The organism is Rheinheimera sp. B2H12, from assembly GCF_059620065.1.
On the sequence record NZ_CM184363.1, the window covers coordinates 5,152,669 to 5,176,443 of the forward strand.

Sequence of the window (23,775 nt, forward strand, 5' to 3'; positions counted from 1 at the left end):
CGATAACCGGCGCCGGATCAAGCTGTGAATAATCAGCAACCAGCGTAATAACCTCGTCATAACCAACATAAAGCATTGCTTTTAAAAACAATTTATTTAATTTTAGCTAAGTGTAACCAGCAACATTTGGCCTGAAAATAAAAAACCCGCCACGAGGGGCGGGGTTAGCGTGTAAAAAACTGCCGGCAGGCAAAACGTCATTTGCCGGCAGTTGGCAAGATCAGAACTGCAACCGGATGCCGACTGCGGTTAAATTGCTGTATTGCGGGGAAGTCTGATAACGACCATAACTCAGTTGTACTGACCATTGCGCTGACAACGCCAACTCAACACCGGCGCTATAAGCTTGTTGCCAGTTTTTCAGCAACTTGCTGTCACTGGATGTGCCGAACAACTGCTGCCGCTGCAGCAAATACCAGCCGCCAGCAGTGCCGAATACTGATACCGGACCTGCCACCGGATAAGACAGTCGCACCGAAAGCGTTGGGCCATAACCAGAGGGGCTGACCAAAGGCGCTACATCCGCCAGCGCCGTCTGTTGCAATACCTGTGGCAAGCGCACAGTTAAATCACCGGCATCCAGCCAGCCACCTTGCAGCGCCAGATAGGGGGTGAACTGATAGCCTCCCTGTAAGTGCCAGGCAACTCGCTGTTCCTGCTCAGCCCGCAATGGCTGACCTTGCAACATAAAACGGCTGTCTGTATCCATCTGGCCAACTGCCGCACTCAGATACACCTGGTCCAGCGTTCCAGCAGCAGCGGCGGCCTGGGCTGAACCACATGCCAGCAGCAGCCATCCCAGTCGACGCCGGAACACCAGCGCCATTAACCCCACTAAAGCCAGCCAGCCAGTGCTGCCCCCTGAAGTACGGTAGACTTTGTCTTCCTTCACCACTTGCGCCAGCACACCAGGATCCACAATCACGCCATTGGCTTTGCTATCCGCATCATTGGGCCCACCATCTTCAATAATCAGCCGGACACATTCATGCTTCGCCGTTAAACCCGGCGTCCACACCACATCAGACACCTGCGGACAACGGCCTTCACTATTTTTGCTGGCACTAAACAGCTGATTACGGCTGTTTTGCACAAAATCAAACCAGCGGCCATTGTGATGTTTACGCCAGACACTTTCAGCAGTGATTTGCCGGCCTTGTGGCAATGGGATCACCACAGGCACACTTTCGCCCTGGTTATTTAAGTTACGTACTTCAAAATCCACCAGCTGGCTCAGTTGCTGATAACCCTGATCCGGTAAAGCTCCATCATTTAACGCCACACCAAACTGGCCTGAATTCCAGGAGGTTTTTTCGCTCTGTTGACCCAGTGTCAGTTGATATTGCGCCGGAATTTCTAAATAACTGACGCCCGCGTCAATTGCAGTACAGCTACTGACCCGGCCATTCTGATCCGGCGCCACTTTCGGACAAAGCGGTAACCGGCCTGGCTGCTCAGTGAATAAATTCGCCGCTGCTGGCAGACCGCTCTGGTCAAGCTCACTGCCACAATGATCATGCGCACAGCCAGCCACCACCAACAACACCACATCTGTTTCTAACGTCTGGTTATTGTCGGTCGCTTGCAGTTTAAACTGATAACGTCCTTCTAACTTGGCAGGATCCAGCATCACCACATCAGCTTCTACCACAGCGGCAGCGGCTAACTCACCCAACTGCCAGCGATAATCGAGCTCTTTGTCGTGGCTATTGCCTGCCTGCAGTCTGATCAACCCTGCTTCCTGCCGGACGGCATATCCCGCCAAACCGGCCTGTTCTATGCTGACCTGTAGCGCGGCAGTACTGGCGACAGTACCTGCTTGCAACTGATGGACTGCAGGTGAACCCAGCACTGCATTGGCAGAACTGACAGCTGTCAGCTTAATACTGGCATTGCTGGTCGTTTGCGCAGACAACTGATAACTACGACGACGTTCATCCTGCACATCAATCAACAGCATATCTTCATTCAGCACCACACCTTCGGCACTGAATTGCACTGCCACTGGATAGCTGATCGCCTCATCGCTGAGCCAGATACTGATTTTGGCATCGGTTTGCGCTGTCACCTGTTGCGAAGCGGCGGTAAAAGCGACAAATGGATGCACTTCCAGCGTCAACGTCTGAATTTGCTTGCTCTGTTCATCCTGTAACTGCAACTGATAGCGACCAGTTTGCTGACTGCTAAAGCTAAATTCATTGGCAGAAACCGCCTTCATCAGAGTACTGACTTGTTCCGGCGATAGCGGCTGCTGCCGGTTCGCCCGCATCACCTCACCAGCTAACCAGCGGAATTGGCCGCTACCACCGCTGACTGTCACCGCCACCGGCTGATTTGCAGTTAACAGACCGGTCTGGACTGGTGCTGTCAGCGTAAAAGCAGCGAAGCTTTGCAATTCAACCCTACAATCTGCCGTAATGGCGGTGGTGTGGATGCTTTCTTGTCGCAGCACAGCACCACAACCACGCACTTGCAGATAAAGTGCCGGATCGGTTTGCGTCAGACTGAACACTGCAGACTGGCCGTGGGCAATATTTTGCTGTGCCGGGCTGATCGTCACCCCTGCAATCGGATTGACGCTGACCTGATACAGACGATCTTGGTACTGGGCTTTCACCGTTAACGCAGCAGTGACTTTGCTAAAGTCCGCATCCCAGCCCGTAAAGGTAAAACCCTCACGCTCTGGTGCCGCTGGCGCAGTCGCCGCCTGACCATGGGTGATTTGCTGGATCGCAATCTGCTTGCCATCGGCATCGACAAAGGTCACCGCATAGACATTTTGGCTATACTGGGCTTTGACCGTTAACGCCGAGGTCACTTTGCTAAAATCGATATCCCAGCCACTGAAGGTATAACCCTCGCGCTCTGGTGCCGCTGGCGCAGTCGCCGCCTGGCCGTGGGTGATTTGCTGGGTCGCAATCTGCTTGCCATCGGCATCGATAAAACTGACCGCATAGACATTCTGGCTATACTGGGCTTTCACCGTTAACGCCGAGGTCACTTTGCTAAAATCGATATCCCAGCCACTGAAGGTAAAACCCTCGCGCTCTGGTGCCGCTGGCGCAGTCGCCGCCTGGCCGTGGGTGATTTGCTGGGTCGCAATCTGCTTGCCATCGGCATCGATAAAACTGACCGCATAGACATTTTGGCTATACTGGGCTTTCACCGTTATCGCCGCAGTAACCTTGGCAAAACTGACATCCCAGCTACTGAAAGTAAAACCCTCGCGCTCTGGTGCCGCTGGCGCAGTCGCCGCCTGACCATGGGTGATTTGCTGGATCGCAATCTGCTTGCCATCGGCATCGACAAAGGTCACCGCATAGACATTTTGGCTATACTGGGCTTTGACCGTTAACGCCGAGGTCACTTTGCTAAAATCGATATCCCAGCCACTGAAGGTAAAACCCTCGCGCTCTGGTGCCGCTGGCGCAGTCGCCGCCTGGCCGTGGGTGATTTGCTGGGTCGCAATCTGCTTGCCATCGGCATCGATAAAACTGACCGCATAGACATTTTGGCTATACTGGGCTTTCACCGTTATCGCCGCAGTAACCTTGGCAAAACTGACATCCCAGCTACTGAAAGTAAAACCCTCGCGCTCTGGTGCCGCTGGCGCAGTCGCCGCCTGACCATGGGTGATTTGCTGGATCGCAATCTGCTTGCCATCGGCATCGACAAAGGTCACCGCATAGACATTTTGGCTATACTGGGCTTTGACCGTTAACGCCGAGGTCACTTTGCTAAAATCGATATCCCAGCCACTGAAAGTAAAACCCTCACGCTCTGGTGCCGCTGGCGCAGTCGCCGCCTGGCCGTGGGTAATTTGCTGGGTTGATAATGGCTTGCCATCGGCATCGACAAAGGTCACCGCATAGACATTCTGGCTATACTGGGCTTTCACCGTTATCGCCGCAGTAACCTTGGCAAAACTGACATCCCAGCTACTGAAAGTATAACCCTCACGCTCTGGTGCCGCTGGCGCAGTCGCCGCCTGACCATGAGTGATTTGCTGGGTTGATAATGGCTTGTCTTCGGCATCGACAAAGGTCACCGTATAGATATTCTGGCTATACTGAGCTTGCACCGTTAACGCCGCAGTAACTTTACTAAAGTCCGCATCCCAGCCGGTGAAAGTAAACCCTTCCCGCACTGGTGGCACTGGCGCTGTTGCGGCCTGGCCATGAATGATTTGCTGGCTGGCTAACGACTTACCTTCAGTATCAACAAAAGTCACCGTATAGATATTCTGGCTATACTGAGCTTGCACCGTTAACGCCGCAGTGACTTTACTAAAGTCCGCATCCCAGCCGGTGAAAGTAAACCCTTCCCGCACTGGTGGCACTGGCGCTGTTGCGGCTTGGCCATGAATGATTTGCTGGCTGGCTAACGACTTACCTTCAGTATCAACAAAAGTCACCGTATAGATATTCTGGCTATACTGAGCTTGCACCGTTAACGCCGCAGTGACTTTACTAAAGTCCGCATCCCAGCCGGTGAAAGTAAACCCTTCCCGCACTGGTGGCACTGGCGCTGTTGCGGCCTGGCCATGAATGATTTGCTGGCTGGCTAACGACTTACCTTCAGTATCAACAAAAGTCACCGTATAGATATTCTGGCTATACTGAGCTTGCACCGTTAACGCCGCAGTGACTTTACTAAAGTCCGCATCCCAGCCGGTGAAAGTAAACCCTTCCCGCACTGGTGGCACTGGCGCTGTTGCGGCTTGGCCATGAATGATTTGCTGGCTGGCTAACGACTTACCTTCAGTATCAACAAAAGTCACCGTATAGATATTCTGGCTATACTGAGCTTGCACCGTTAACGCCGCAGTGACTTTACTAAAGTCCGCATCCCAGCCGGTGAAAGTAAACCCTTCCCGCACTGGTGGCACTGGCGCTGTTGCGGCCTGGCCATGAATGATTTGCTGGCTGGCTAACGACTTACCTTCAGTATCAACAAAAGTCACCGTATAGATATTCTGGCTATACCGAGCTTGCACAGTTAATGCCGAGGTCACTTGGCTAAAACTGACACTCCAACCGGTAAAGGTGAAGCCTGTTCGTAATGGCGCTGCAGGTGCGGTTGCAGCAGCACCATGTTTAATTTGCTGGCTTGACAGGCTGACGCCTGCCGCATCAATAAAGGTGACTTGATGCATTTTTGCCTGCACCTGGATGGAAAAAGGTGCCAGACTCGTTTTTTCTTTGCCATCCGAAACCTCAATTCTGATATTACTAAATGTCCCCTCAGAACCAAGCACAGGAGTTCCTGTTAATAAACCGGTGGTACTGTCAAACTCCGCCCAATCAGGTTTATTCAAAATGGTGAAGCTGAGCTTATCACCCTCTTTATCTGTTGCCACAGGCTGAAAACGATAAGGGCTACCGGCAATCACTGTGGTCGCAGGTAGACCACTAATGATTGGCTTATTATTTGGTACAGTGACGTTAATATCAAAACAACTGTCTTGGCTGTGATTGCCATCAGATACGGTAAAACACAATGGCAGAGTTCCACTATCGTCTGGGGTCGGAGTACCAGCAATAAAACCGGCTTCCATAAATTCGCGCAAACCACTACTGCTATAGTAATCAATAACATACAATCCTGTTTGACCAGATCTGGTCGCCGCAATTGGACCATTAAAGCTGGCCAGCATGGCCGGGTTATCCAGATGTTTTCTGTCACCGTTGCCAGCCACCGTACTGACCATAGCGTCCGGCGTCACTTTTCTCAGCCTGTTATTGTCGTGATCGCTTACATATATCTGATCGTCGTCAGACATAGTCAGTTCATAAATACGGCTAAATCTGGCTTCAACCCCCTGACCATCCTGATAACCAGGGTTTTTATCACCGGCAAATACCTTTACCGTTTTATCTGGCATTAACTTATAGATGATATTTTCATAAGAAAAATAAAAATTGTTGTGGCTATCCAGCACGAATTTATCGCCGTAAACCCGGTAAGGAAAATTGCTGTGCAGGCTGACCTGATGATCCTGATCGATTTTTTTAATCTTGCTTAGTTCCAACACAAACAGCTGATCATCTTTATCGATTAACAGGTCCCGAATAAAATCAAAACGGGCATTTTTACCTTCACCTAACACATCACCAGCTGACTTCACTTGACCGGCGATGGTTTTCACAGTGCCGTCCGGTGTAATCATTCTGATTGCATAATAATCAGCCAGATATAAATTACCTGCTTTATCAAACACCATGGCAGTTATATTGGAGAAACTGGCGCTAAGCCTATCACCATCCGCATCACCGTCTTTGCTGGTACCGGCAAATAACGACATCTCGCCGGCCGGAGTCCGGCGGTAAATTTTATCGTCCGTGGTATCCGCCAGATACAGATTGCCAGCAGCATCTGTTACCACCGATCGAATACCCGCATACCAGGGCATTGGATCGCCTTTTTTCAGGGTTCTGACATAGTCCCCTGTGGTCAGACTCAGCCAGTCCGGCAGGCTATAGCCTGCTTTTAATGACCAGGTCAGCTTATTTTGTTCCGGATCTTTTGCCAACGTCGTCAGATCTAATTGAAATTTTTTACCAGCTAATGCACTAAGCTGGGCTGGCGCAGGAGCAGTCAGTACAGGCGGCAGATCTGTCGTTAGTTGCAAAGTGCTTTCTTTAATAACCTGATAATCCGACAGTGTCAGTTGGTTGTTACGCAGGATTTTTTTATTAAATGTCAGTTGTTGGATATCAGGTGGAATACCCTCTTTATCCTGAATTTTAGCTTTCACGTTATCAATACTGTCTGAAGCTTCCACATCCAGCGTAATGGTTTTACCGGTCAGGGTTTTGACAAAAATTTGCATCGCCCAACCGGGCCAGGCGGTCAGGGCAATACACAACATAGCTAACTGCAAGAGTCGAATCATATCTGCTCCATAGCAAAGTAATAATCAGGGGTGAGTCATTCACCCGAATAAAAAATCGCCGGATGCTAACATGCTGGTTCCAATTTCTGAACAAAAAGACTGGGAGCTGTGTAACGTCATGTAACACTAAGGAGATGGCTGGGAAATTATTGCGGCGCGGGCAAGCTGCTGGTGGCCATCAACAGCCTGATGCTGCTGACAAGGGGCAAAGTTAAGCCTGTGATTCTTCGTCAAACAAGGTAAAATGCGGCTGCTGTTTTTTCTGTTATCAGAACCTGACAAATCCGGTGTTGTTATGCTTGATCCACTTGCCCACTCAATAGCGTCTGTGATGGTGGCACTTGCCTGTGCGCTGTTTATTTGGCCTTTGTATTTGGTGAATAAAGATTTTCCTGGCATCAAGCAATTAGCGCTCGGTAACAGTCTGATGCCGCTGGGTCTGTTGTTACTCAGCACTCAGGGAAAAACCGCAATTTGGCTCAGTGTAGTGCTGGCCAATCATCTGATGCTGGCGGCGGTATTGTTTCAGCTGTGGGGCATTCGGTTATTTTTTGCCTGCACTGATAACAAAAAATTCATCACGGCCTTAGCCTTGTTGTTCAGTTTACCTTTTTTATATTTCACCTATCTCACCCCATATACCGACGCCAGAATCATCATTGTCAGTGTTATGTTTGCAGTTTGTAGCTTGATCAGTGTTCGGGCTATCAGAACCAGAAACAGCACATCCTTTTCGCTGGGGGCAAAATTATTACAGGCGGTATTAGTGCTGATGGTATTGCTGATGTGCTATCGGATTGCGCACCTGTCATTCATTGGTGCACTAGGCAGCGTCTTTAGTAAAAACATCCTCAATGTCGTGGTGGCAGGTTTATCTTATTTTGTGGTGTATGGCATGACCCTGAGCTACTTTTTGTTGTGCTCTGAACGCCGCATCCAGATGGTTCATCAATTACAACAACAAAGCAAAGCCGAAGCTGCGCTAAAAAGTCGTTTTTTGGCCTCACTCAGCCACGAATTACGCACCCCATTAAATGCCATTGTCGGCAAAGCCCAACTGATGAGGTTGCAGCAACAGGATCCGCAACTGCAGCAGGATTGCAGCATTATTATTGATGCAGGGCTGGCATTATCGACCATGGCGCAACAAGTGCTAGAGCACGCCAGTCTGGAGCATGGCGAGGTGCAAATCCAACCTAAAGACACCTTATTAGTTCCCTGGTTGCAGAGCATCGTCGACACAATGCAGCCGCTGGCGCAAGCCCGGCAATTAGCGCTAAGTTTGCAGACAGAACAGCTGAATTTGCAGCAAATCTATCGTTTTGATCAGGGCAAAGTACGGCAGGTGCTGATCAATTTGTTGGGGAATGCCATTAAATATACCGATCATGGCTTTGTCCGGCTGCAGGTGCAACTGACTGATCAGACCGGACCACAACACAGCATCCACTTTGCGGTCGAAGACAGTGGTATTGGCATCAACCCTGACGAGCAGCGCGATATTCTGACACCTTTTATCCGGGCTTCGCAGCAGGAACTGCGGGAAGGTACTGGCCTGGGTTTATCTTTATGTCAAAAAGCACTGCAGTTATTGGGAGCGGAATTAAAATTTACCAGCCAGCCCGGTGCTGGCAGCTGTTTTTACTTTCAGTTGCCGCTGACACCGATCAGCGCTTCGGATTCCATAGTGACAGTCGCCAGCAGTACCATACCGCCTCTGCATATTTTGCTGGTAGAAGATGTTGAATTAAATCAGCAGATCATTAAAGCACTGCTACAACACGATGGTCATCTGGTGTTGGTGGCCGCCACTGCGGCAGAAGCGCTTGGTCTCTGTCAGCAACACAGCTTTGAGCTGATATTGCTAGATATGAATCTGCCAGACAGTGATGGCCTGAGTTTGTTCCGCCAACTGCAACAACAACCGGCTGACCCCCTGCCAAGCACACTGCCACCTGTGCTGGCATTAACCGCGGATACCAGCTGGCAATTACAACAGGATTGTTTGGCTGCCGGCATCACCCAAGTGCTGACCAAACCGGTTGAGCTGGCACAGTTACAGCAAAGTATTCGCCAATTGCGGCACGCCGGCCGCAACAGCCGACCGTTAGTGGCCAACAGCCTGACCTTTCAAAGTTTCGCCTGTTATTTACCGTCGCAACTGGTGCAACAAAAATTAGCCGGGCTGGACGCCGAATTGCAGCATCATATCAGCCAGTGGCCCAGTTTGCATGGTGCCGAACTTCAGGCCAGCCTGCATCAATTGCGTGGTATGGCAGCTACTTTGGGATTGGAATTGCTGGCGGAGCGGCTGGCAGCACTGGAAACACGGCTCAGTCGAGTGTCCGCATCACAACAGCCATTAAGTCTGCTTGCCAGCCGCAGTGCGCAGTTGCTACGGCAAAAAATCGAAGGAGTGCGGCATGACTGAACAAATCCGCTTGTTGTTGGTTGAAGACGACGAATGGCTTGGGTTGGCGCTCAGTGCCTTCCTGCAACAACAAGGTTTCCAGGTCAGCCTGGCACATTCGATGGCTGCAGCCATGTCATTACTGTCACAACCAGATTTACGACTACTGATCGCCGATGTGCAATTACCGGATGGTTGTGGCATTGAACTGTGCCGCCAGCTGTCTCAACCCCACATCGGTAAAATTTTGATCTCGTCCAACGCCTCTGAACAAAGCCGGGTGCAAGGGCTGGGCGCCGGCGCTGATGACTACATTTGCAAACCGGTATTTCCGCAGGAGCTATTGCTTCGCATCCAGGGTTTATTGCGTCGCTTGCCGCCGCACGCTGTGACTGTACCCGATCTGCGGTTTTTACAGTTCCGGCTCAATCTGGAAAACCGTCAGCTCTGTTATCAGCAACAGGCGCTGCAACTGAGTGAAAATGAGCAACAATTGCTGATTAAGCTGATTGCCCATCAGGGAAAAATCATCAGCCGGCCAGAGTTAGCACTGGCACTTGGGGATACTGATACTTATCTGGCAGGTCGGGCGCTGGATATTGCCATCAGCCGGCTGCGGAAAAAGTTAGTGCAGCTGAGTGGTCAAGCAGAAGAGCTACTGGTGACCTATCGTAATCAAGGTTACTTATTGGTACAGGAATGGCCGGAACCAGCCGCGACAGGCGCAGCAGTAGGCTAAAAGCGCCATGCTGCTGCGATACATCTCAAATCCGCTTATTTTTTGATTTTAACCGGTCTTTGCCAACCGCTGATATGACGTTGTTTAGTGCGGGCGACCACCAATTCGTCGGCAGCGACATCATGCGTCACCACAGAACCAGCACCAACAGTGCTGTTTTTACCCAGCGTCAAAGGGGCCACCAATGAACTATTGGAACCGACAAACACACCATCTTCAATAGTGGTCTGGAATTTGTTGGCGCCATCGTAGTTACAGGTGATAGTGCCTGCACCGACATTCACTTTACTGCCGATGACTGCATCACCCAGATAAGTCAGGTGGTTGGCTTTAGAACCTTGGCCTAACACGGTTTTTTTCAGTTCAACAAAGTTACCGACATGGCTGTCATCCGCCAGCACTGAGTCCGGTCGGATCCGAGCGAAAGGCCCGACTGAACAACCAGCACCAATCACTGAACTTTCCAGCATCGAATTCGGTTTAATCTCGGTGTTATCTCCAATAGTGACATCTTTCAGGATACAGTTCGCGCCAATAGACACGCCATGACCCAGCACCACTTTGCCTTCGAAAATAACATTGACGTCAATCATCACGTCGCTGCCCACTGTCACTGCACCACGCACATCAATCCGCGCCGGATCGCGTAAATTGGCCCCGTTTAGCATCAGCGCTTCGGCTTGACGTTTTTGATAAGCACGCTCTAATTGGGCCAGCTGCACCCGGTTATTCGCACCTTCAGTTTCAATGGGATCGGCCGGATGAGCAGTAGCAATTTCGACGCCATCCCGATGCGCCATCGCAATAATATCGGTCAGATAAAACTCACCCTGAGCATTGTTATTTTGTAAATTCGCCAGCCAGTGTTTCAGTTGTTTGCCAGGCACCGCCATAATGCCGCTGTTTACTTCCTGAATTTTCAGCTGTTCGGCCGTGGCATCTTTTTGTTCAACAATGCCAACCACCAGGCCGTTTTCACGCACCATCCGACCATAACCGGTTGGGTTATCCAGAATCACTGTTAATACCGCTAAACCATTGACCGGGCGAGCCGCCAGCAACTGTTGCAGCGTTTCTTTGCGGGTCAGTGGGACATCGCCATACAGCACCAGCACCACGTCTTCATCGGCGATATGCGGCACTGCTTGTTGCACGGCATGGCCTGTGCCCAGTTGCTCTGCCTGCAGCACCCAGTGCAACGACTGCTCACCTAAACCGGCTTTTAACTGCTCAGCACCATAACCGTACACCAGATTAATCTGCGCCGCGCCCAAAGAATTGGCGGTATCGATGACATGTTGCACCATTGAACGCTCTGCCACTTTGTGCAGGACTTTCGGAAGAGAAGATTTCATCCGCGTGCCTTTACCGGCCGCCAGGATCACTACATTTAACGCCATATCTGCCAATCCTTGTTTTGCTTTGAGGCAATTTTAACCCAATAGCCAGGAAATAACAGCCCAGTATTGTGGGCTTCAGCGGGGTTCCACGTGAAACAGTGCGGTTGGCGGGGGAAATCTGTGACTACTGACTAAAACAAAGCCGCTCCTATCGTCGCAGGCTGCAGATTGCGCATAAAAAAACCACCCGAAGGTGGTTTTTTACACTCAGCAAGAATTTACTTCTTGCGCAGTTTCTGGATAAGACGCAACTGCGCAATTGCTTCGGCCAGTTGGGCCGCAGCTTCTGCGTAGTTGAAGTCGGCGCCGGCGTGTTGCATGGCTTCCTGCGCGCTTTTTTGCGCGGCAAGCGCAGCTTGCTCGTCCAGGTCTTCGGCACGGACTGCGACATCGGCCAGCACTGTAATGGTGTGCGGTTGTACTTCAAGTACACCGCCCGCCACATAAATCAGATGCTCTTCGCCGAATTGTTTCACAATCCGTAACATGCCTGGCTTGATGCCGGTCAGCAGTGGAATGTGACCAGGTAAAATGCCCAGCTCACCTTCGCTACCAGTAACCTGAATGGACTCAACAAGGCCAGAGAAAATTTTCTCTTCAGCACTTACCACGTCCAACTGTACTGTCATCGCCATTTCGCTCTCCTAAAGCTGTAAAATTACAGCTTCTTCGCTTTTTCGATCGCTTCGTCGATAGAACCAACCATGTAGAAGGCTTGTTCTGGCATGTGATCGAATTCACCTTCCAGGATGCCTTTGAAACCACGGATAGTTTCTTTCAGCGGAACGTATTTACCAGGCGAGCCAGTGAATACTTCAGCAACGAAGAATGGCTGCGACAGGAAACGCTGGATCTTACGAGCACGGAATACAGTGGTCCGGTCTTCATCAGACAGTTCGTCCATACCCAGGATCGCGATGATATCTTTCAGCTCTTTGTAACGTTGCAGCACTGACTGCACGCCACGTGCCACTTCATAGTGTTCTTTACCGATCACCAGTGGGTCCAACTGACGTGAAGTTGAATCCAGTGGGTCGATCGCTGGGTAAATACCCAGAGACGCGATGTTACGGCTCAGTACCACTGTTGCATCCAAGTGCGAGAACGTGGTCGCTGGTGACGGGTCAGTTAAGTCGTCCGCTGGTACGTAAACTGCTTGTACAGAAGTGATAGAACCAGTTTTGGTTGAAGTGATCCGCTCTTGCAGAACACCCATCTCTTCTGCCAGTGTTGGCTGATAACCTACCGCTGATGGCATCCGACCCAGCAGTGCTGATACTTCAGTTCCCGCGAGCGTGTAACGGTAGATGTTATCTACGAAGAACAGTACGTCACGACCTTCGTCACGGAACTTCTCAGCCATCGTCAGACCAGTCAGTGCTACGCGCAGACGGTTTCCTGGCGGCTCGTTCATCTGACCGTAAACCAGTGATACTTTGTCCAGAACGTTAGAATCGTTCATTTCGTGATAGAAGTCGTTACCTTCACGCGTACGCTCACCTACACCGGCGAATACTGAATAACCGCTGTGTTCGATCGCGATGTTACGGATCAGTTCCATCATGTTGACGGTTTTACCTACACCGGCACCACCGAACAGACCAACTTTACCACCTTTGGCGAACGGGCAAACCAAGTCGATAACCTTGATACCAGTTTCTAACAGTGCGTTAGAAGCGGCTTGGTCTTCGTAGCTTGGTGCTGCACGGTGAATTGGCATCCGCTCATCTTCACCGATTGGGCCTGCTTCGTCGATTGGCTCGCCCAGTACGTTCATAATACGACCCAGCGTGGCTTTACCAACTGGCACGTGGATAGCTTTGCCAGTGTTGGCAACTTCAGTACCACGACGCAGACCGTCGGTTGAACCTAACGCGATGGCACGCACAGTACCGCCACCTAACTGTTGTTGTACTTCAAGTACTAAACCAGTCAGGTCGCCGTTTGTTACGTTTAACGCGTCATAGATACCAGGTACCGATTCTTGTGGAAAGTCGATATCCACAACGGCGCCAATGATTTGGACTACCTTACCTTGACTCATGTTAATTCCTCTAATTTCTCAAACCTGTAAACCTGGGCGTTAAACAGCAGCAGCACCGGCGACGATTTCGCTCAGTTCCTGCGTAATAGCTGCCTGACGGGCTTTGTTGTAAACCAGTTTCAAGTCGTCCATCAGGTTGCCAGCGTTGTCGGTGGCAGCTTTCATCGCGACCATCCGGGCTGCCTGTTCACTGGCAGCGTTTTCAACCACACCCTGATAAACCTGAGACTCTACATAGCGGTCTAAAAGCTTGTCTAAAATCGCTTTTGGATCAGGCTCGTAAATGTAGTCCCAGCTGTGACTTCTGGCTGACAGCTCTGCTTTTGGCAAAGGTAAGAGTTGCTCAATCACTGGTTCCTGTTTCATCGTGTTGACGAAGTTGTTGTATACCAGGAACAACCGGTCAATTTTGCCTTCTGAATATTCATTCAGCATGACACGAACGGTACCAATGACATCAGCCAAACGTGGTGTATCGCCTGAACCCACTTGTTGTGCAACTACTTTACCGCCAAAACGTTTAAAGAAGGCCGTTGCTTTGTTACCGATTACGGCAAACTCAGCATTGACGCCTTGCTCTTTCCACGCTTTGAGCTCAGTCATCACACGTTTAAATTCGTTGGTATTCAAGCCGCCGCAAAGGCCCCGGTCTGTTGATATCACAATGTAACCGACGTTTTTCACCGGACGTTCGGTTAAGAACGGATGGCGATATTCGAGGGTACCATTGGCAATATTACCGATCACTTTGCGCATACCTTCAGCGTATGGACGGCTTTGTGCGACTCGCTCCTGCGCTCTGCGCATTTTGCTGACCGCAACCTTTTCCATAGCGCTGGTGATCTTACGAGTATTGTTAATACTCCCGATCTTACTTTTTATCTCTTTTGCGCCGGCCATGACTAATCTCCGAAAATTTCAACGAAGGGTGGTGTTACCACCACCCGATGCCAATACCTGCTTACCAGGTCTGAGTCGCTTTGAACTTCTCAATCGCGCCTTTGATAGTGGCTTCGATTTGGTCGTTGTAGTTACCGGTTTTGTTCAGATCAGCCATGAACGCGCCGTGCTCTGCGTGCATGTAAGCCAGCAGGGCAGCTTCGAAGTCCAGAATCTTGGCAACTTCGACGTCTTTCATGTAGCCTTTCTCGATAGCGTAGATAGATACGCCCATGTCGGCCACGCCCATTGGCGCGTACTGCAGCTGTTTCATCAGCTCAGTTACTTTCTGACCGTGGTCTAACTGCGCACGAGTCGCGTCATCCAGATCTGAAGCAAACTGGGCGAAAGCAGCCAGTTCAGAGAACTGTGCTAAAGCCAGACGGATACCGCCACCGAGTTTCTTGATGATCTTGGTCTGAGCTGCACCACCAACCCGAGATACCGAAATACCAGCGTTAACTGCTGGACGGATACCGGCGTTGAACAGGTTAGATTCTAAGAAAATCTGACCGTCTGTGATTGAAATCACGTTGGTTGGTACGAATGCAGAAACGTCACCACCCTGGGTTTCAATGATTGGCAGCGCGGTTAAAGAACCAGTTTTGCCTTTCACTTCGCCATTGGTCAGACGCTCAACATAATGTTCGTTGACGCGAGATGCACGCTCTAACAGACGGCTGTGTAAATAGAACACGTCTCCTGGGTAAGCTTCACGACCTGGTGGACGACGTAACAACAACGAGATCTGACGGTAAGCAACGGCTTGTTTTGACAAGTCATCGTATACGATCAGGGCATCTTCGCCGCGGTCACGGAAGTATTCACCCATGGTACAGCCAGAGTATGGCGCCAGGAATTGCAGTGCCGCAGCTTCTGAAGCAGAAGCAACAACCACGATAGTGTGGGCGAGGGCACCGTGCTCTTCCAGTTTACGAACCACGTTCGCAATAGTAGAAGCTTTTTGACCGATACAAACGTACACACATTTCACGCCAGAAGATTTCTGGTTGATGATCGCATCGATTGCCAGGGCTGTTTTACCAGTCTGACGGTCACCGATGATCAGCTCACGCTGGCCACGGCCGATTGGGATCATTGAGTCTACTGATTTGTAACCAGTTTGCATTGGTTGATCAACAGACTGACGTTCGATAACGCCTGGTGCGATTTTTTCAACTGGTGCAAAAGCAGCAGCTTCAACCGGGCCTTTACCGTCGATTGGTTCACCTAAAGTGTTAACCACACGACCTAACAGACCTGGACCTACCGGCACTTCTAAGATACGGCCAGTGGCTTTTACTTTGATACCTTCACGCAGGTCCGCATATGGACCCATCACTACGGCACCTACAGAGCTGCGCTCTAAGTTCAGTGCGATAGCGTAACGGTTACCAGGAAGCTCGATCATCTCACCTTGCATACAGTCAGCAAGGCCATTGATCCGGATAATACCATCGGTAACAGACACGATAGTACCTTCATTACGAGCTTCACTGACAACTTCAAACTGAGCAATACGTTGTTTGATCAGTTCAGAGATTTCAGTGGAATTCAGTTGCATGCTCTAATCCCCAATTATGACTGCAGCGCAGTGGCTAAACGGTCTAACTTACCGCGAACTGAGCCATCAATAACCATATCACCGGCTTTGATTAACATACCGCCGACGACTGTCGGATCTACGCTACAGTTCAACTTAACATTGCGTGCTAAACGCTGTGACAAGGCTGCGATCAGCTTTTGTTGCTGGACATCGCTCAGTACAGTGGCAGAAACAACTTCAACAGTGGCTTCTTTTTCGTACTCAGCTTTCAGCACTACAAAGGCTTCAAACACAGCAGGCAACGCCAATAAACGTTTGTTTTCAGCCATCACTTTAATAAAGTTCTGACCATGTTCATTGAGTTGCGCACCACAGACCTGGATAAAAAACTCTGCCTGCGCTTCTGCCGCAGCATTGCTTTGCAGCCGCTCGGCAACCAGGCCGTTATTCGCCACTTCAGCGGCGAAAAACAGCATATCAGCCCAGGCTGCCAGCGCATTTTGTTCAACCGCGAAGTCAAACGCTGCTTTGGCATAAGGACGAGCTACATTCGTCAGTTCAGACATGGCTCTTCCTCTTTACAGTTCTGCAACCAGTTTTTCCAGGATGTCGCTGTGGGCAGCTTCATCAATTTCGCGCTGAAGAATACGCTCGGCGCCAGCCACTGCCAGAGCAGCCACTTGCTTACGTAAATCTTCTTTCGCCCGGATGCGTTCAGCTTCGACTTCAGCTTTGGCTTGAGCCAGGATTTTTTCCCGCTCTGCCTGGGCTTTCACCGCAGCTTCTTCAATAATCTGCGCTTCGCGTTTTTTCGCCTGGTCAATCAGGGCAGAACCCTGTGCTTTGGCTTCAATCAGCTGTTTTTTTGCATTCTCTTGCGCTAAACGCAGGTCCTGTTCGGCGCGATCACTTGCGGCCAGGCCATCTGCAATTTTTTGCTGACGAGTTTCAATCGCGCCAATAATTGGTGGCCATACCCATTTCATACAGGCAATGACAAACACCAAAAACGCAATTAACTCACCAATGAGAGTGGCGTTAATATTCACGAACGCTTCTCCTTAATTACCAAAAGTAAAAGTTCTGTAGGATGTCTCAAATTACATCGCGAACAGCATGTACAGACCAATCGCAACACCGATCATCGCGATGGCGTCGATTAAACCTGCAACGATAAACATTTTACCTTGTAATGAAGGAGCCAGTTCTGGTTGACGAGCTGCAGACTCCAGGAATTTACCACCTAAAGTACCAAAACCGATTGCAGTACCTAAAGCGCCTAAACCGATTAACAGAGCGACTGCGATCAGTTTTAAACCTAATACCATTTCCATGATTTTCTCCGAGTTTCTAAAGTTAAAGTTAAAGTTAAAACGAAATTTTTACCGCCGAAATTAATGCTTCTCGTGCGCCATGCTCAGGTATACCACTGTCAGCACCATGAAAATAAAGGCTTGCAGGGTAATAACCAGAATGTGGAACATTGCCCAAGGGAAGTGCAGTGGTAACTGCCATACACCTAACAGCGCAATCAGGATGAAGATTAATTCGCCGGCATACAGGTTACCGAATAACCGCAGTGCCAGTGACAGTGGCTTGGCCAGCAGCGCCACCACTTCCAGAATAAAGTTGAACCAGTACAACCAAGGTGTGTTGAACGGCTGAGTAGTCAGTTCCTTAATAAAACCGCCTACGCCTTTGATTTTGATGGAATAACCAATCATCAAAATAAACACGCCAAGCGCCAGTGCTATGGTCATATTTAAATCTGTGGTTGGGACCACTTTCATGTAGACGTGGTGTGGGTCATAACCCATAGCACCGCCAATTAACTGCGCAGTGTAAGGAATGAAGTCAACAGGCACTAAATCCAGTAAGTTCATCAGGAAAACCCAGACGAAAATGGTCAGTGCTAAAGGCGCAATCACTGCGCTCTGGCCGTGAAAAGTACTTTTCACAGTGTCGTTGACAAATTCCACAACCATTTCAACGGCGCATTGCCATTTGGTTGGTACACCGGCGTTGGCTTTTTTCGCCACAGCACGGAAGGAGAACAGGAACACAAGTCCCATAAGGATTGACCAGCCTAAAGTATCAACATGCCAGGTCCAAAAACCTTCGCCGACACTCCAGTTGGTCAAGTGGTGGGTAATATACTCTTTGCTTGTAAGCTCAGCACCAGATGCCATCGTTAGTCCCAATTATCGTAGTTAATCAAAATCGGTAAAAACACTTGTAATATCAACGCGAACACCAGTCCGCTAAAGAATAGCCAGTCGACTATTACAACGTGTTTAAGCACTGCCATCACCAGCAATGCCATCAATAAAAATTTGAAGGTTTCGCCGCGATAAATGGACTTCAGAATCAGTTGCAGCTGATCAGTCCCGCGAAAACGAAACACATACCACGTAAACACACAATGGGGCAAAACAACACATAACGCGCCCAACAGGGCAGATTTAGCGGCTAAGCCGTCACCGGACCAAGCCAAAACCAGACCACTCAACAGCAAGGCTGACGCCAGTTGCCAGAAAAAAGTCTTTAAAATCAGTTTAAAGCGCTGTTTAGTTGTGGTTAAAGTCACAGTCGACCACCAAAAGAATACGGAAAACACAGCACAAAAAACTCGCGCAAGTATACTTAACTGCCTTATTTTTGCAACCAAAAGCGGCGCTGGCGCACGATTTGTCGGTATTTCAGTAACCCGACTGCTTAATTTTCAGCCTCAGTCACCCCCAGCTTTGCCAGAATGCCATCCAGTTCAGCCAGATTACTATACCCGATCACCAATTCACCTTTGCCTTTTTTGCTAAAACTGATTTGCACTGGCGCAGCAAAACGTTCACTTAACCTTTGTTCCAAAGCTGCAACATCCGGATCTTTTTGTTTCGGTTCTGTTGCTGGTACCGGTTCCAGAATGCGGCGCACTAAAGCTTCAGCTTCACGCACGGTCAGCTGTTTGGCAGCGATCACGCGACCGGCATCAGATTGCTGTTGTTCTGTCAGGGTTAATAAAGCTCTGGCGTGACCCATTTCAATATCACCGTGTTCCAGCAAGGTTTTGACATCATCCGCCAGCTGATTGAGCCGGATCAGGTTGGTCACAGTCGCTCGCGATTTACCCACTGCATCCGCCACTTGTTGATGTGTGAGTTCAAATTCAGTTAACAAACGTTGCAAAGCAACGGCTTCTTCCATCGCATTCAGATCTTCCCGCTGAATATTTTCAATCAGCGCGATCGCCACAGCGGCTTCATCCGGCACATTTTTGATGATGCAAGGCACTTCTGCCAGCGCAGCTATTTGCGAGGCGCGCCAGCGTCTTTCACCAGCAATAATTTCATACAACTGCTCTGCCACCTGGCGCACCACAATCGGCTGGATCACGCCTTGCGCCCGGATTGAACTGGCGAGTTCTTCCAATGCATCCTGCGACATGTCTTTACGCGGCTGATACTTGCCAGGCTTCAGCCATTCGATCGGTAATTTTTGTAACTCATGCTGATGTCTTTCAGCTGCAGTTACTTGTTGTTCTGTGGTTGGCTCTGTGGTTGTTGCCGCAGGTCGACCTGTGGTTAACAAAGCATCCAGACCCCGGCCTAAGCCACGTTTTTTTACCGACATTTGTTCGTTCATTCCTTTTTTACTCAGACTGCTGCAGGGGTCTTCACTGTCTTTTTATCAGCGCGCCGCAAAATTTCACCAGCCAGTGCCAGATAAGCCTTGGCACCGGTCGAGCTTTTATCGTAATACATCACAGGCGTACCAAAACTAGGGGCTTCCGCCAACCGGACATTCCGCGGGATCACAGCCCGGTACACTTTTTCGCCAAAATGGCGTTTTAACTGTTCAGAAACATCATTGGCTAATCTATTACGCGGATCATACATAGTGCGTAAAATACCTTCGATCTTCAGATCCGCATTGATCACCGACACCAGTTTATTGATGGTATCGACCAGTGCCGTCAGGCCTTCCAGTGCATAATACTCACACTGCATTGGCACCAACACTGAATCCGCCGCAGCCATCGCATTGACGGTCAGCATATTCAGTGAGGGTGGGCAATCGATAAAAATAAAATCGTAATTATCGCGGTAATTTTTCAGTGCGTTGCGCAGTCGCAATTCACGGGCAAATACATCCAGTAACCTGACTTCGGCTGCTGTCACATCAGAATTGGCCGCCACCAAATGATAACCACCGGCAGTTTCTGTCACCACAACTTCCGGTAATGGTTTTTCATCGACCAATAATTCATAAGCGGTAGCCGGCACTTCATACTTGTCGACGCCGCTGCCCATAGTGGCATTGCCTTGCGGATCTAAATCGATCAGCAGCACTTTACGTTTGGTTGCAGCCATTGAGGCTGCCAGATTCACTGCGGTGGTGGTTTTACCAACACCACCTTTCTGATTCGCTATTGCGATGATTTTTCCCACAGCATTTCCTCGATCATTCGGTCTGGACTGGCACCTTTTGGACGATCACTAAATAACGCTGACCGGCTAGTTCAGGTACCTGCAAAGTTTCACTGGCGACAACTTTAACAAAATCAGGCAAAGCTGCAATTTCTTCCTGTGCCTGAGCACCTTTCATGGCGAGAAACTGGCCAGTCGCGGCCGGTAAATGCGCACACCAGCCGATCATATCACTTAACGAGGCAAAAGCACGACTCAGAACCACATCGTAACCGGGCTGTGGCTGATGATCTTCCACCCTGCTTTGCAGCGGCGTCACATTTTTAAGGCCAAGTTGCAATTTGACCTGATTTAAAAAACGAATGCGTTTGCCAAGGCTATCGAGCAAAGTAAAGTCTTTGTCCGGGAAGCAGATCGCCAATGGAATGCCAGGTAAGCCAGGACCAGTGCCAACGTCGATAATACGCTGACCATGAATAAAAGGCGCGACCACCAGGCTATCCATGATGTGTTTGACCAGCATTTCAGCCGGATCCCGTACTGACGTCAGATTGTAAGCGCCATTCCATTTATCCAGCAATTGTACATACTGCACCAGTTGTTGCAGTTGATGTTCACTCAGTTGCAGGCTGGTTTGTGCCACCAGCCGTTTCAATTGTTCCAGCATGCAGATCCTGCGTAATGTGATGATCAGCTGGCTGCCGTGATAGCAGCAGCCAGTGTTAAATTCAGGCTGATTTACGTAACAAGCCTTGTTTTTTCAGATAGACCAGCAATAACGAAATAGCCGCTGGTGTGATCCCAGAGATCCGTGAGGCCTGACCCACAGTTTCAGGCCGCGATTGATTCAACTTCAGCACCACTTCATTGGATAAGCCTTTCACCTGACTGTAATCAAAATCAAGTGGTAACTTGCTGTTTTCATTACGTTCATGCTTGGCTATTTCGTCTTGTTGCCGGTTGATATAACCTTCGTATTTGATCTGGATCTCAACTTGTTCAGCCGCAGCAGGATCCAGCAAAGCTGGGCCAATGCCTTCGATCTGCATCAGATCCTGATAATTAACCTCAGGCCGACGGATCAGATCTTCTAAACTGGCTTCCCGGCTTAATGGTGTTTTCAACAACTGATTGACCTGTGCCAGCGCAGCATGTTGCGGGTGAACCCATTGTTGTTTCAAGCGTTGCCGTTCCAGTTCAATTTGTTCCAATTTGGTGTTAAACGCAGCCCAACGAGCATCATCCACCAAGCCAAGTTCACGGCCTTTGCTGGTTAAACGCAAATCAGCATTGTCTTCGCGCAGCATCAGACGGTATTCAGCACGGCTGGTAAACATCCGGTACGGCTCTTTAGTGCCCATAGTGGTCAGATCATCGACCAACACGCCGGTGTAGGCTTGATCGCGGCTTGGGATCCAGGACTCTTTCTGCTGAACCAGTAATGCCGCATTCAAACCCGCCAGCAGGCCTTGGGCACCAGCTTCTTCGTAACCAGTAGTACCATTAATCTGGCCAGCAAAGAATAAACCTTTGATAAATTTAGTTTCTAACGATGTTTTTAGATCGCGTGGATCAAAAAAGTCATATTCGATGGCATAGCCAGGCCGGGTGATATGGGCATTTCCTAAACCCGGGATCGACTGTACCAGCGCCAGTTGCACGTCAAACGGCAAACTGGTTGAAATGCCATTTGGATACAGTTCGTGGGTGGTCAAGCCTTCAGGTTCGATAAAGATCTGATGTTTATCTTTATCAGCAAAACGATTGATCTTATCTTCAATCGAAGGACAATATCTTGGACCTACACCTTCGATGATCCCGGTGTACATGGGGGAACGATCCAAGCCACCACGAATAATATCGTGAGTTTTTTCATTGGTGTATGTGATGTAACACGGGATTTGCTGCGGATGATCGCTGACTTTCCCCATAAAAGACATCACCGGTAACGGTGTATCACCAGGTTGTGGCTGCATTTTAGCAAAATCAACACTGCGGGCATCAATTCTTGGCGGCGTACCGGTTTTCAGCCTTCCAACCCGGAATGGCAGATCGCGTAAACGGCGTGCCAGGGCGATCGAGGGTGGATCGCCAGCACGGCCGCCGGAATAATTTTCCAGCCCGATATGAATTTGGCCGCCGAGGAAAGTTCCAACCGTCAAAACCACAGATTTTGCGGTGAATTTGAGCCCCATTTGGGTCACAACACCACAAACCTGATCTTGTTCAACGATCAGATCATCACAGGCTTGTTGAAAGATCTGCAGATTTGGCTGATTTTCCAATATGGATCGAATGGCAGCGCGATACAGTTGGCGATCCGCTTGCGCTCTGGTGGCACGAACAGCCGGTCCTTTTGAACTATTCAGCGTGCGGAATTGGATCCCTGCCAGATCCGTCGCTTTGGCCATAGCACCACCAAGCGCATCGATCTCCTTGACCAGATGGCCTTTGCCAATACCGCCGATCGCTGGATTACACGACATCAAACCCAATGTTTCCACATTGTGCGTCAGCAATAAAGTTTGCATGCCCATGCGTGCCGCCGCTAAAGCAGCTTCGGTGCCGGCATGGCCACCTCCGACAACAATCACATCATAACTTTGCTGGAACAACATATCTGCCTCTGGTACTTCAAGGATAACGCTAAAAAAGGGCACGTATTGTAACTGGATCCGGCTCGAAACGAAACGATTAAAATTCGATCGCGATCCTTGTCGATCTCTTAATATAAATAGAGATCTTTAAAGAGATCTTCTTATTATTCTTACTACTAAGCAGCCACTTTGCAGTGCATAAGCTAATTTTGCTAATAAGGATCAAGATCTTACAAAGGATCTATCCTGTGATCTGATCCGGATCTACCTGCCTTGATCCTGTGATCAAGTCGATACTTTATCCACAGCCAGGATCCGAATTAAATCTATTCAGAGGATAATACCAGCTTATCAGCCCAGTTATACGCTAGTTATACACATTGCGGATATAAATATGATCAAACTGTGCATAACTGCGTATAGCTCGATCATAACCCGGATCTGCTTTTATCATGCTTTTATCAGAGCCTTATTAAGACGACAGTGCAATTAACGCAGATACTTGGTTTCGTTGGCTTTTATTGCTGGTCAACATGTCAGACCGTTAGGTATCCAGTTTCTGGACAGTGACTTGTGTAGTTTGCGGGCATTTAGGTGCCCGCTTTTTTTTGCCTGTTTATCAGCAAGATTACCACTGCATCTTTCCATTCACTTTGTCTGATGTCAGATTCGATATGTTAACGATCACTGGCTGAGATCACCCTTGGATCGCAGTTCAGATCAAACCAATAGTTGTGATAGAGGATCGAAAGATCCTGTCATAGATAGGCAACAACAGGAT

General features: G+C 49.5%; 17 protein-coding genes. 2 read left to right on the forward strand and 15 right to left on the reverse strand.

Annotated elements, in window-relative coordinates; translation table 11 throughout:
- Window positions 1–220: 220 nt before the first annotated feature.
- Window positions 221–6,895, reverse strand: coding sequence for an InlB B-repeat-containing protein (locus AC53GJ_RS21510; RefSeq protein WP_496730463.1), 6,675 nt, complete (start codon window positions 6,893–6,895; stop codon window positions 221–223).
- 295 nt (window positions 6,896–7,190) lie between these two features.
- On the opposite strand from AC53GJ_RS21510, the gene AC53GJ_RS21515 reads away from it, so the two are divergent.
- Window positions 7,191–9,326, forward strand: a complete 2,136-nt coding sequence (locus tag AC53GJ_RS21515) for an ATP-binding protein (protein WP_496730464.1) — start codon at window positions 7,191–7,193, stop codon at window positions 9,324–9,326.
- The gene (locus AC53GJ_RS21520; RefSeq protein ID WP_496730465.1) at window positions 9,319–10,044 is read left to right on the forward strand and encodes a response regulator transcription factor; all 726 of its coding nucleotides are present in this window, start codon (window positions 9,319–9,321) and stop codon (window positions 10,042–10,044) included. Before AC53GJ_RS21515 ends, AC53GJ_RS21520 begins: the two co-directional genes overlap by 8 nt.
- Before the next feature lie 35 nt (window positions 10,045–10,079).
- Here the strand turns inward: AC53GJ_RS21520 and glmU are convergent, their stop codons facing one another.
- The 14 genes from glmU to mnmG all read right to left on the reverse strand — a co-directional run bounded on the left by glmU (window position 10,080) and on the right by mnmG (window position 23,015).
- Window positions 10,080–11,444 carry a bifunctional UDP-N-acetylglucosamine diphosphorylase/glucosamine-1-phosphate N-acetyltransferase GlmU gene (gene glmU, locus AC53GJ_RS21525; protein ID WP_496730466.1) on the reverse strand — a complete coding sequence of 455 codons (1,365 nt, stop codon included), beginning with the start codon at window positions 11,442–11,444 and terminating at the stop codon, window positions 10,080–10,082.
- A gap of 218 nt (window positions 11,445–11,662) precedes the next feature.
- Complete coding sequence (locus AC53GJ_RS21530; RefSeq protein WP_496730467.1) at window positions 11,663–12,079, reverse strand: F0F1 ATP synthase subunit epsilon; 417 nt, start codon at window positions 12,077–12,079, stop codon at window positions 11,663–11,665.
- A 23-nt stretch (window positions 12,080–12,102) separates the two neighbouring features.
- A complete protein-coding gene (gene atpD, locus AC53GJ_RS21535; protein WP_496730468.1) occupies window positions 12,103–13,488 on the reverse strand; it encodes a F0F1 ATP synthase subunit beta in 1,386 nt (461 codons plus the stop codon).
- Window positions 13,489–13,527: 39 nt separating this feature from the next.
- Window positions 13,528–14,388, reverse strand: a complete 861-nt coding sequence (atpG, locus tag AC53GJ_RS21540) for a F0F1 ATP synthase subunit gamma (RefSeq protein ID WP_496730469.1) — start codon at window positions 14,386–14,388, stop codon at window positions 13,528–13,530.
- 61 nt (window positions 14,389–14,449) lie between these two features.
- On the reverse strand, window positions 14,450–15,991 hold the full coding sequence (gene atpA / locus AC53GJ_RS21545; RefSeq protein ID WP_496730470.1) for a F0F1 ATP synthase subunit alpha: 1,542 nt from the start codon (window positions 15,989–15,991) through the stop codon (window positions 14,450–14,452).
- 14 nt (window positions 15,992–16,005) lie between these two features.
- Complete coding sequence (gene atpH, locus AC53GJ_RS21550) at window positions 16,006–16,539, reverse strand: F0F1 ATP synthase subunit delta (protein WP_496730471.1); 534 nt, start codon at window positions 16,537–16,539, stop codon at window positions 16,006–16,008.
- A 12-nt stretch (window positions 16,540–16,551) separates the two neighbouring features.
- Entirely contained in the window at window positions 16,552–17,022 is a 471-nt protein-coding gene (atpF, locus tag AC53GJ_RS21555; RefSeq protein WP_496730472.1) for a F0F1 ATP synthase subunit B, read from the reverse strand.
- Between the two features lie 51 nt (window positions 17,023–17,073).
- The gene (gene atpE, locus AC53GJ_RS21560) at window positions 17,074–17,307 is read right to left on the reverse strand and encodes a F0F1 ATP synthase subunit C (protein ID WP_496730473.1); all 234 of its coding nucleotides are present in this window, start codon (window positions 17,305–17,307) and stop codon (window positions 17,074–17,076) included.
- Between the two features lie 60 nt (window positions 17,308–17,367).
- Window positions 17,368–18,162, reverse strand: a complete 795-nt coding sequence (atpB, locus tag AC53GJ_RS21565; RefSeq protein ID WP_496730474.1) for a F0F1 ATP synthase subunit A — start codon at window positions 18,160–18,162, stop codon at window positions 17,368–17,370.
- Between the two features lie 2 nt (window positions 18,163–18,164).
- On the reverse strand, window positions 18,165–18,641 hold the full coding sequence (locus AC53GJ_RS21570; protein WP_496730475.1) for an ATP synthase subunit I: 477 nt from the start codon (window positions 18,639–18,641) through the stop codon (window positions 18,165–18,167).
- A 47-nt stretch (window positions 18,642–18,688) separates the two neighbouring features.
- Complete coding sequence (locus AC53GJ_RS21575; protein ID WP_496730476.1) at window positions 18,689–19,600, reverse strand: ParB/RepB/Spo0J family partition protein; 912 nt, start codon at window positions 19,598–19,600, stop codon at window positions 18,689–18,691.
- Between the two features lie 23 nt (window positions 19,601–19,623).
- Entirely contained in the window at window positions 19,624–20,418 is a 795-nt protein-coding gene (locus AC53GJ_RS21580) for a ParA family protein (RefSeq protein ID WP_496730477.1), read from the reverse strand.
- Between the two features lie 13 nt (window positions 20,419–20,431).
- Entirely contained in the window at window positions 20,432–21,064 is a 633-nt protein-coding gene (gene rsmG / locus AC53GJ_RS21585) for a 16S rRNA (guanine(527)-N(7))-methyltransferase RsmG (protein ID WP_496730478.1), read from the reverse strand.
- 61 nt (window positions 21,065–21,125) lie between these two features.
- On the reverse strand, window positions 21,126–23,015 hold the full coding sequence (mnmG, locus tag AC53GJ_RS21590; RefSeq protein WP_496730479.1) for a tRNA uridine-5-carboxymethylaminomethyl(34) synthesis enzyme MnmG: 1,890 nt from the start codon (window positions 23,013–23,015) through the stop codon (window positions 21,126–21,128).
- Between the last annotated feature and the right edge of the window lie 760 nt (window positions 23,016–23,775).

Bases quoted from the DNA above. Each gene is read 5' to 3' on its own strand.
- AC53GJ_RS21520 (WP_496730465.1), top strand. From the start codon at position 9,319: ATGACTGAACAAATCCGCTTGTTGTTGGTTGAAGACGACGAATGGCTT.
- atpH (WP_496730471.1), bottom strand. From the start codon at position 16,539: ATGTCTGAACTGACGAATGTAGCTCGTCCTTATGCCAAAGCAGCGTTT.
- AC53GJ_RS21575 (WP_496730476.1), bottom strand. From the start codon at position 19,600: ATGTCGGTAAAAAAACGTGGCTTAGGCCGGGGTCTGGATGCTTTGTTA.
- mnmG (WP_496730479.1), bottom strand. From the start codon at position 23,015: ATGTTGTTCCAGCAAAGTTATGATGTGATTGTTGTCGGAGGTGGCCAT.
- AC53GJ_RS21510 (WP_496730463.1), bottom strand. From the start codon at position 6,895: ATGATTCGACTCTTGCAGTTAGCTATGTTGTGTATTGCCCTGACCGCC.
- AC53GJ_RS21530 (WP_496730467.1), bottom strand. From the start codon at position 12,079: ATGGCGATGACAGTACAGTTGGACGTGGTAAGTGCTGAAGAGAAAATT.
- atpA (WP_496730470.1), bottom strand. From the start codon at position 15,991: ATGCAACTGAATTCCACTGAAATCTCTGAACTGATCAAACAACGTATT.
- rsmG (WP_496730478.1), bottom strand. From the start codon at position 21,064: ATGCTGGAACAATTGAAACGGCTGGTGGCACAAACCAGCCTGCAACTG.
- atpD (WP_496730468.1), bottom strand. From the start codon at position 13,488: ATGAGTCAAGGTAAGGTAGTCCAAATCATTGGCGCCGTTGTGGATATC.
- atpE (WP_496730473.1), bottom strand. From the start codon at position 17,307: ATGGAAATGGTATTAGGTTTAAAACTGATCGCAGTCGCTCTGTTAATC.
- atpB (WP_496730474.1), bottom strand. From the start codon at position 18,162: ATGGCATCTGGTGCTGAGCTTACAAGCAAAGAGTATATTACCCACCAC.
- atpG (WP_496730469.1), bottom strand. From the start codon at position 14,388: ATGGCCGGCGCAAAAGAGATAAAAAGTAAGATCGGGAGTATTAACAAT.
- glmU (WP_496730466.1), bottom strand. From the start codon at position 11,444: ATGGCGTTAAATGTAGTGATCCTGGCGGCCGGTAAAGGCACGCGGATG.
- AC53GJ_RS21515 (WP_496730464.1), top strand. From the start codon at position 7,191: ATGCTTGATCCACTTGCCCACTCAATAGCGTCTGTGATGGTGGCACTT.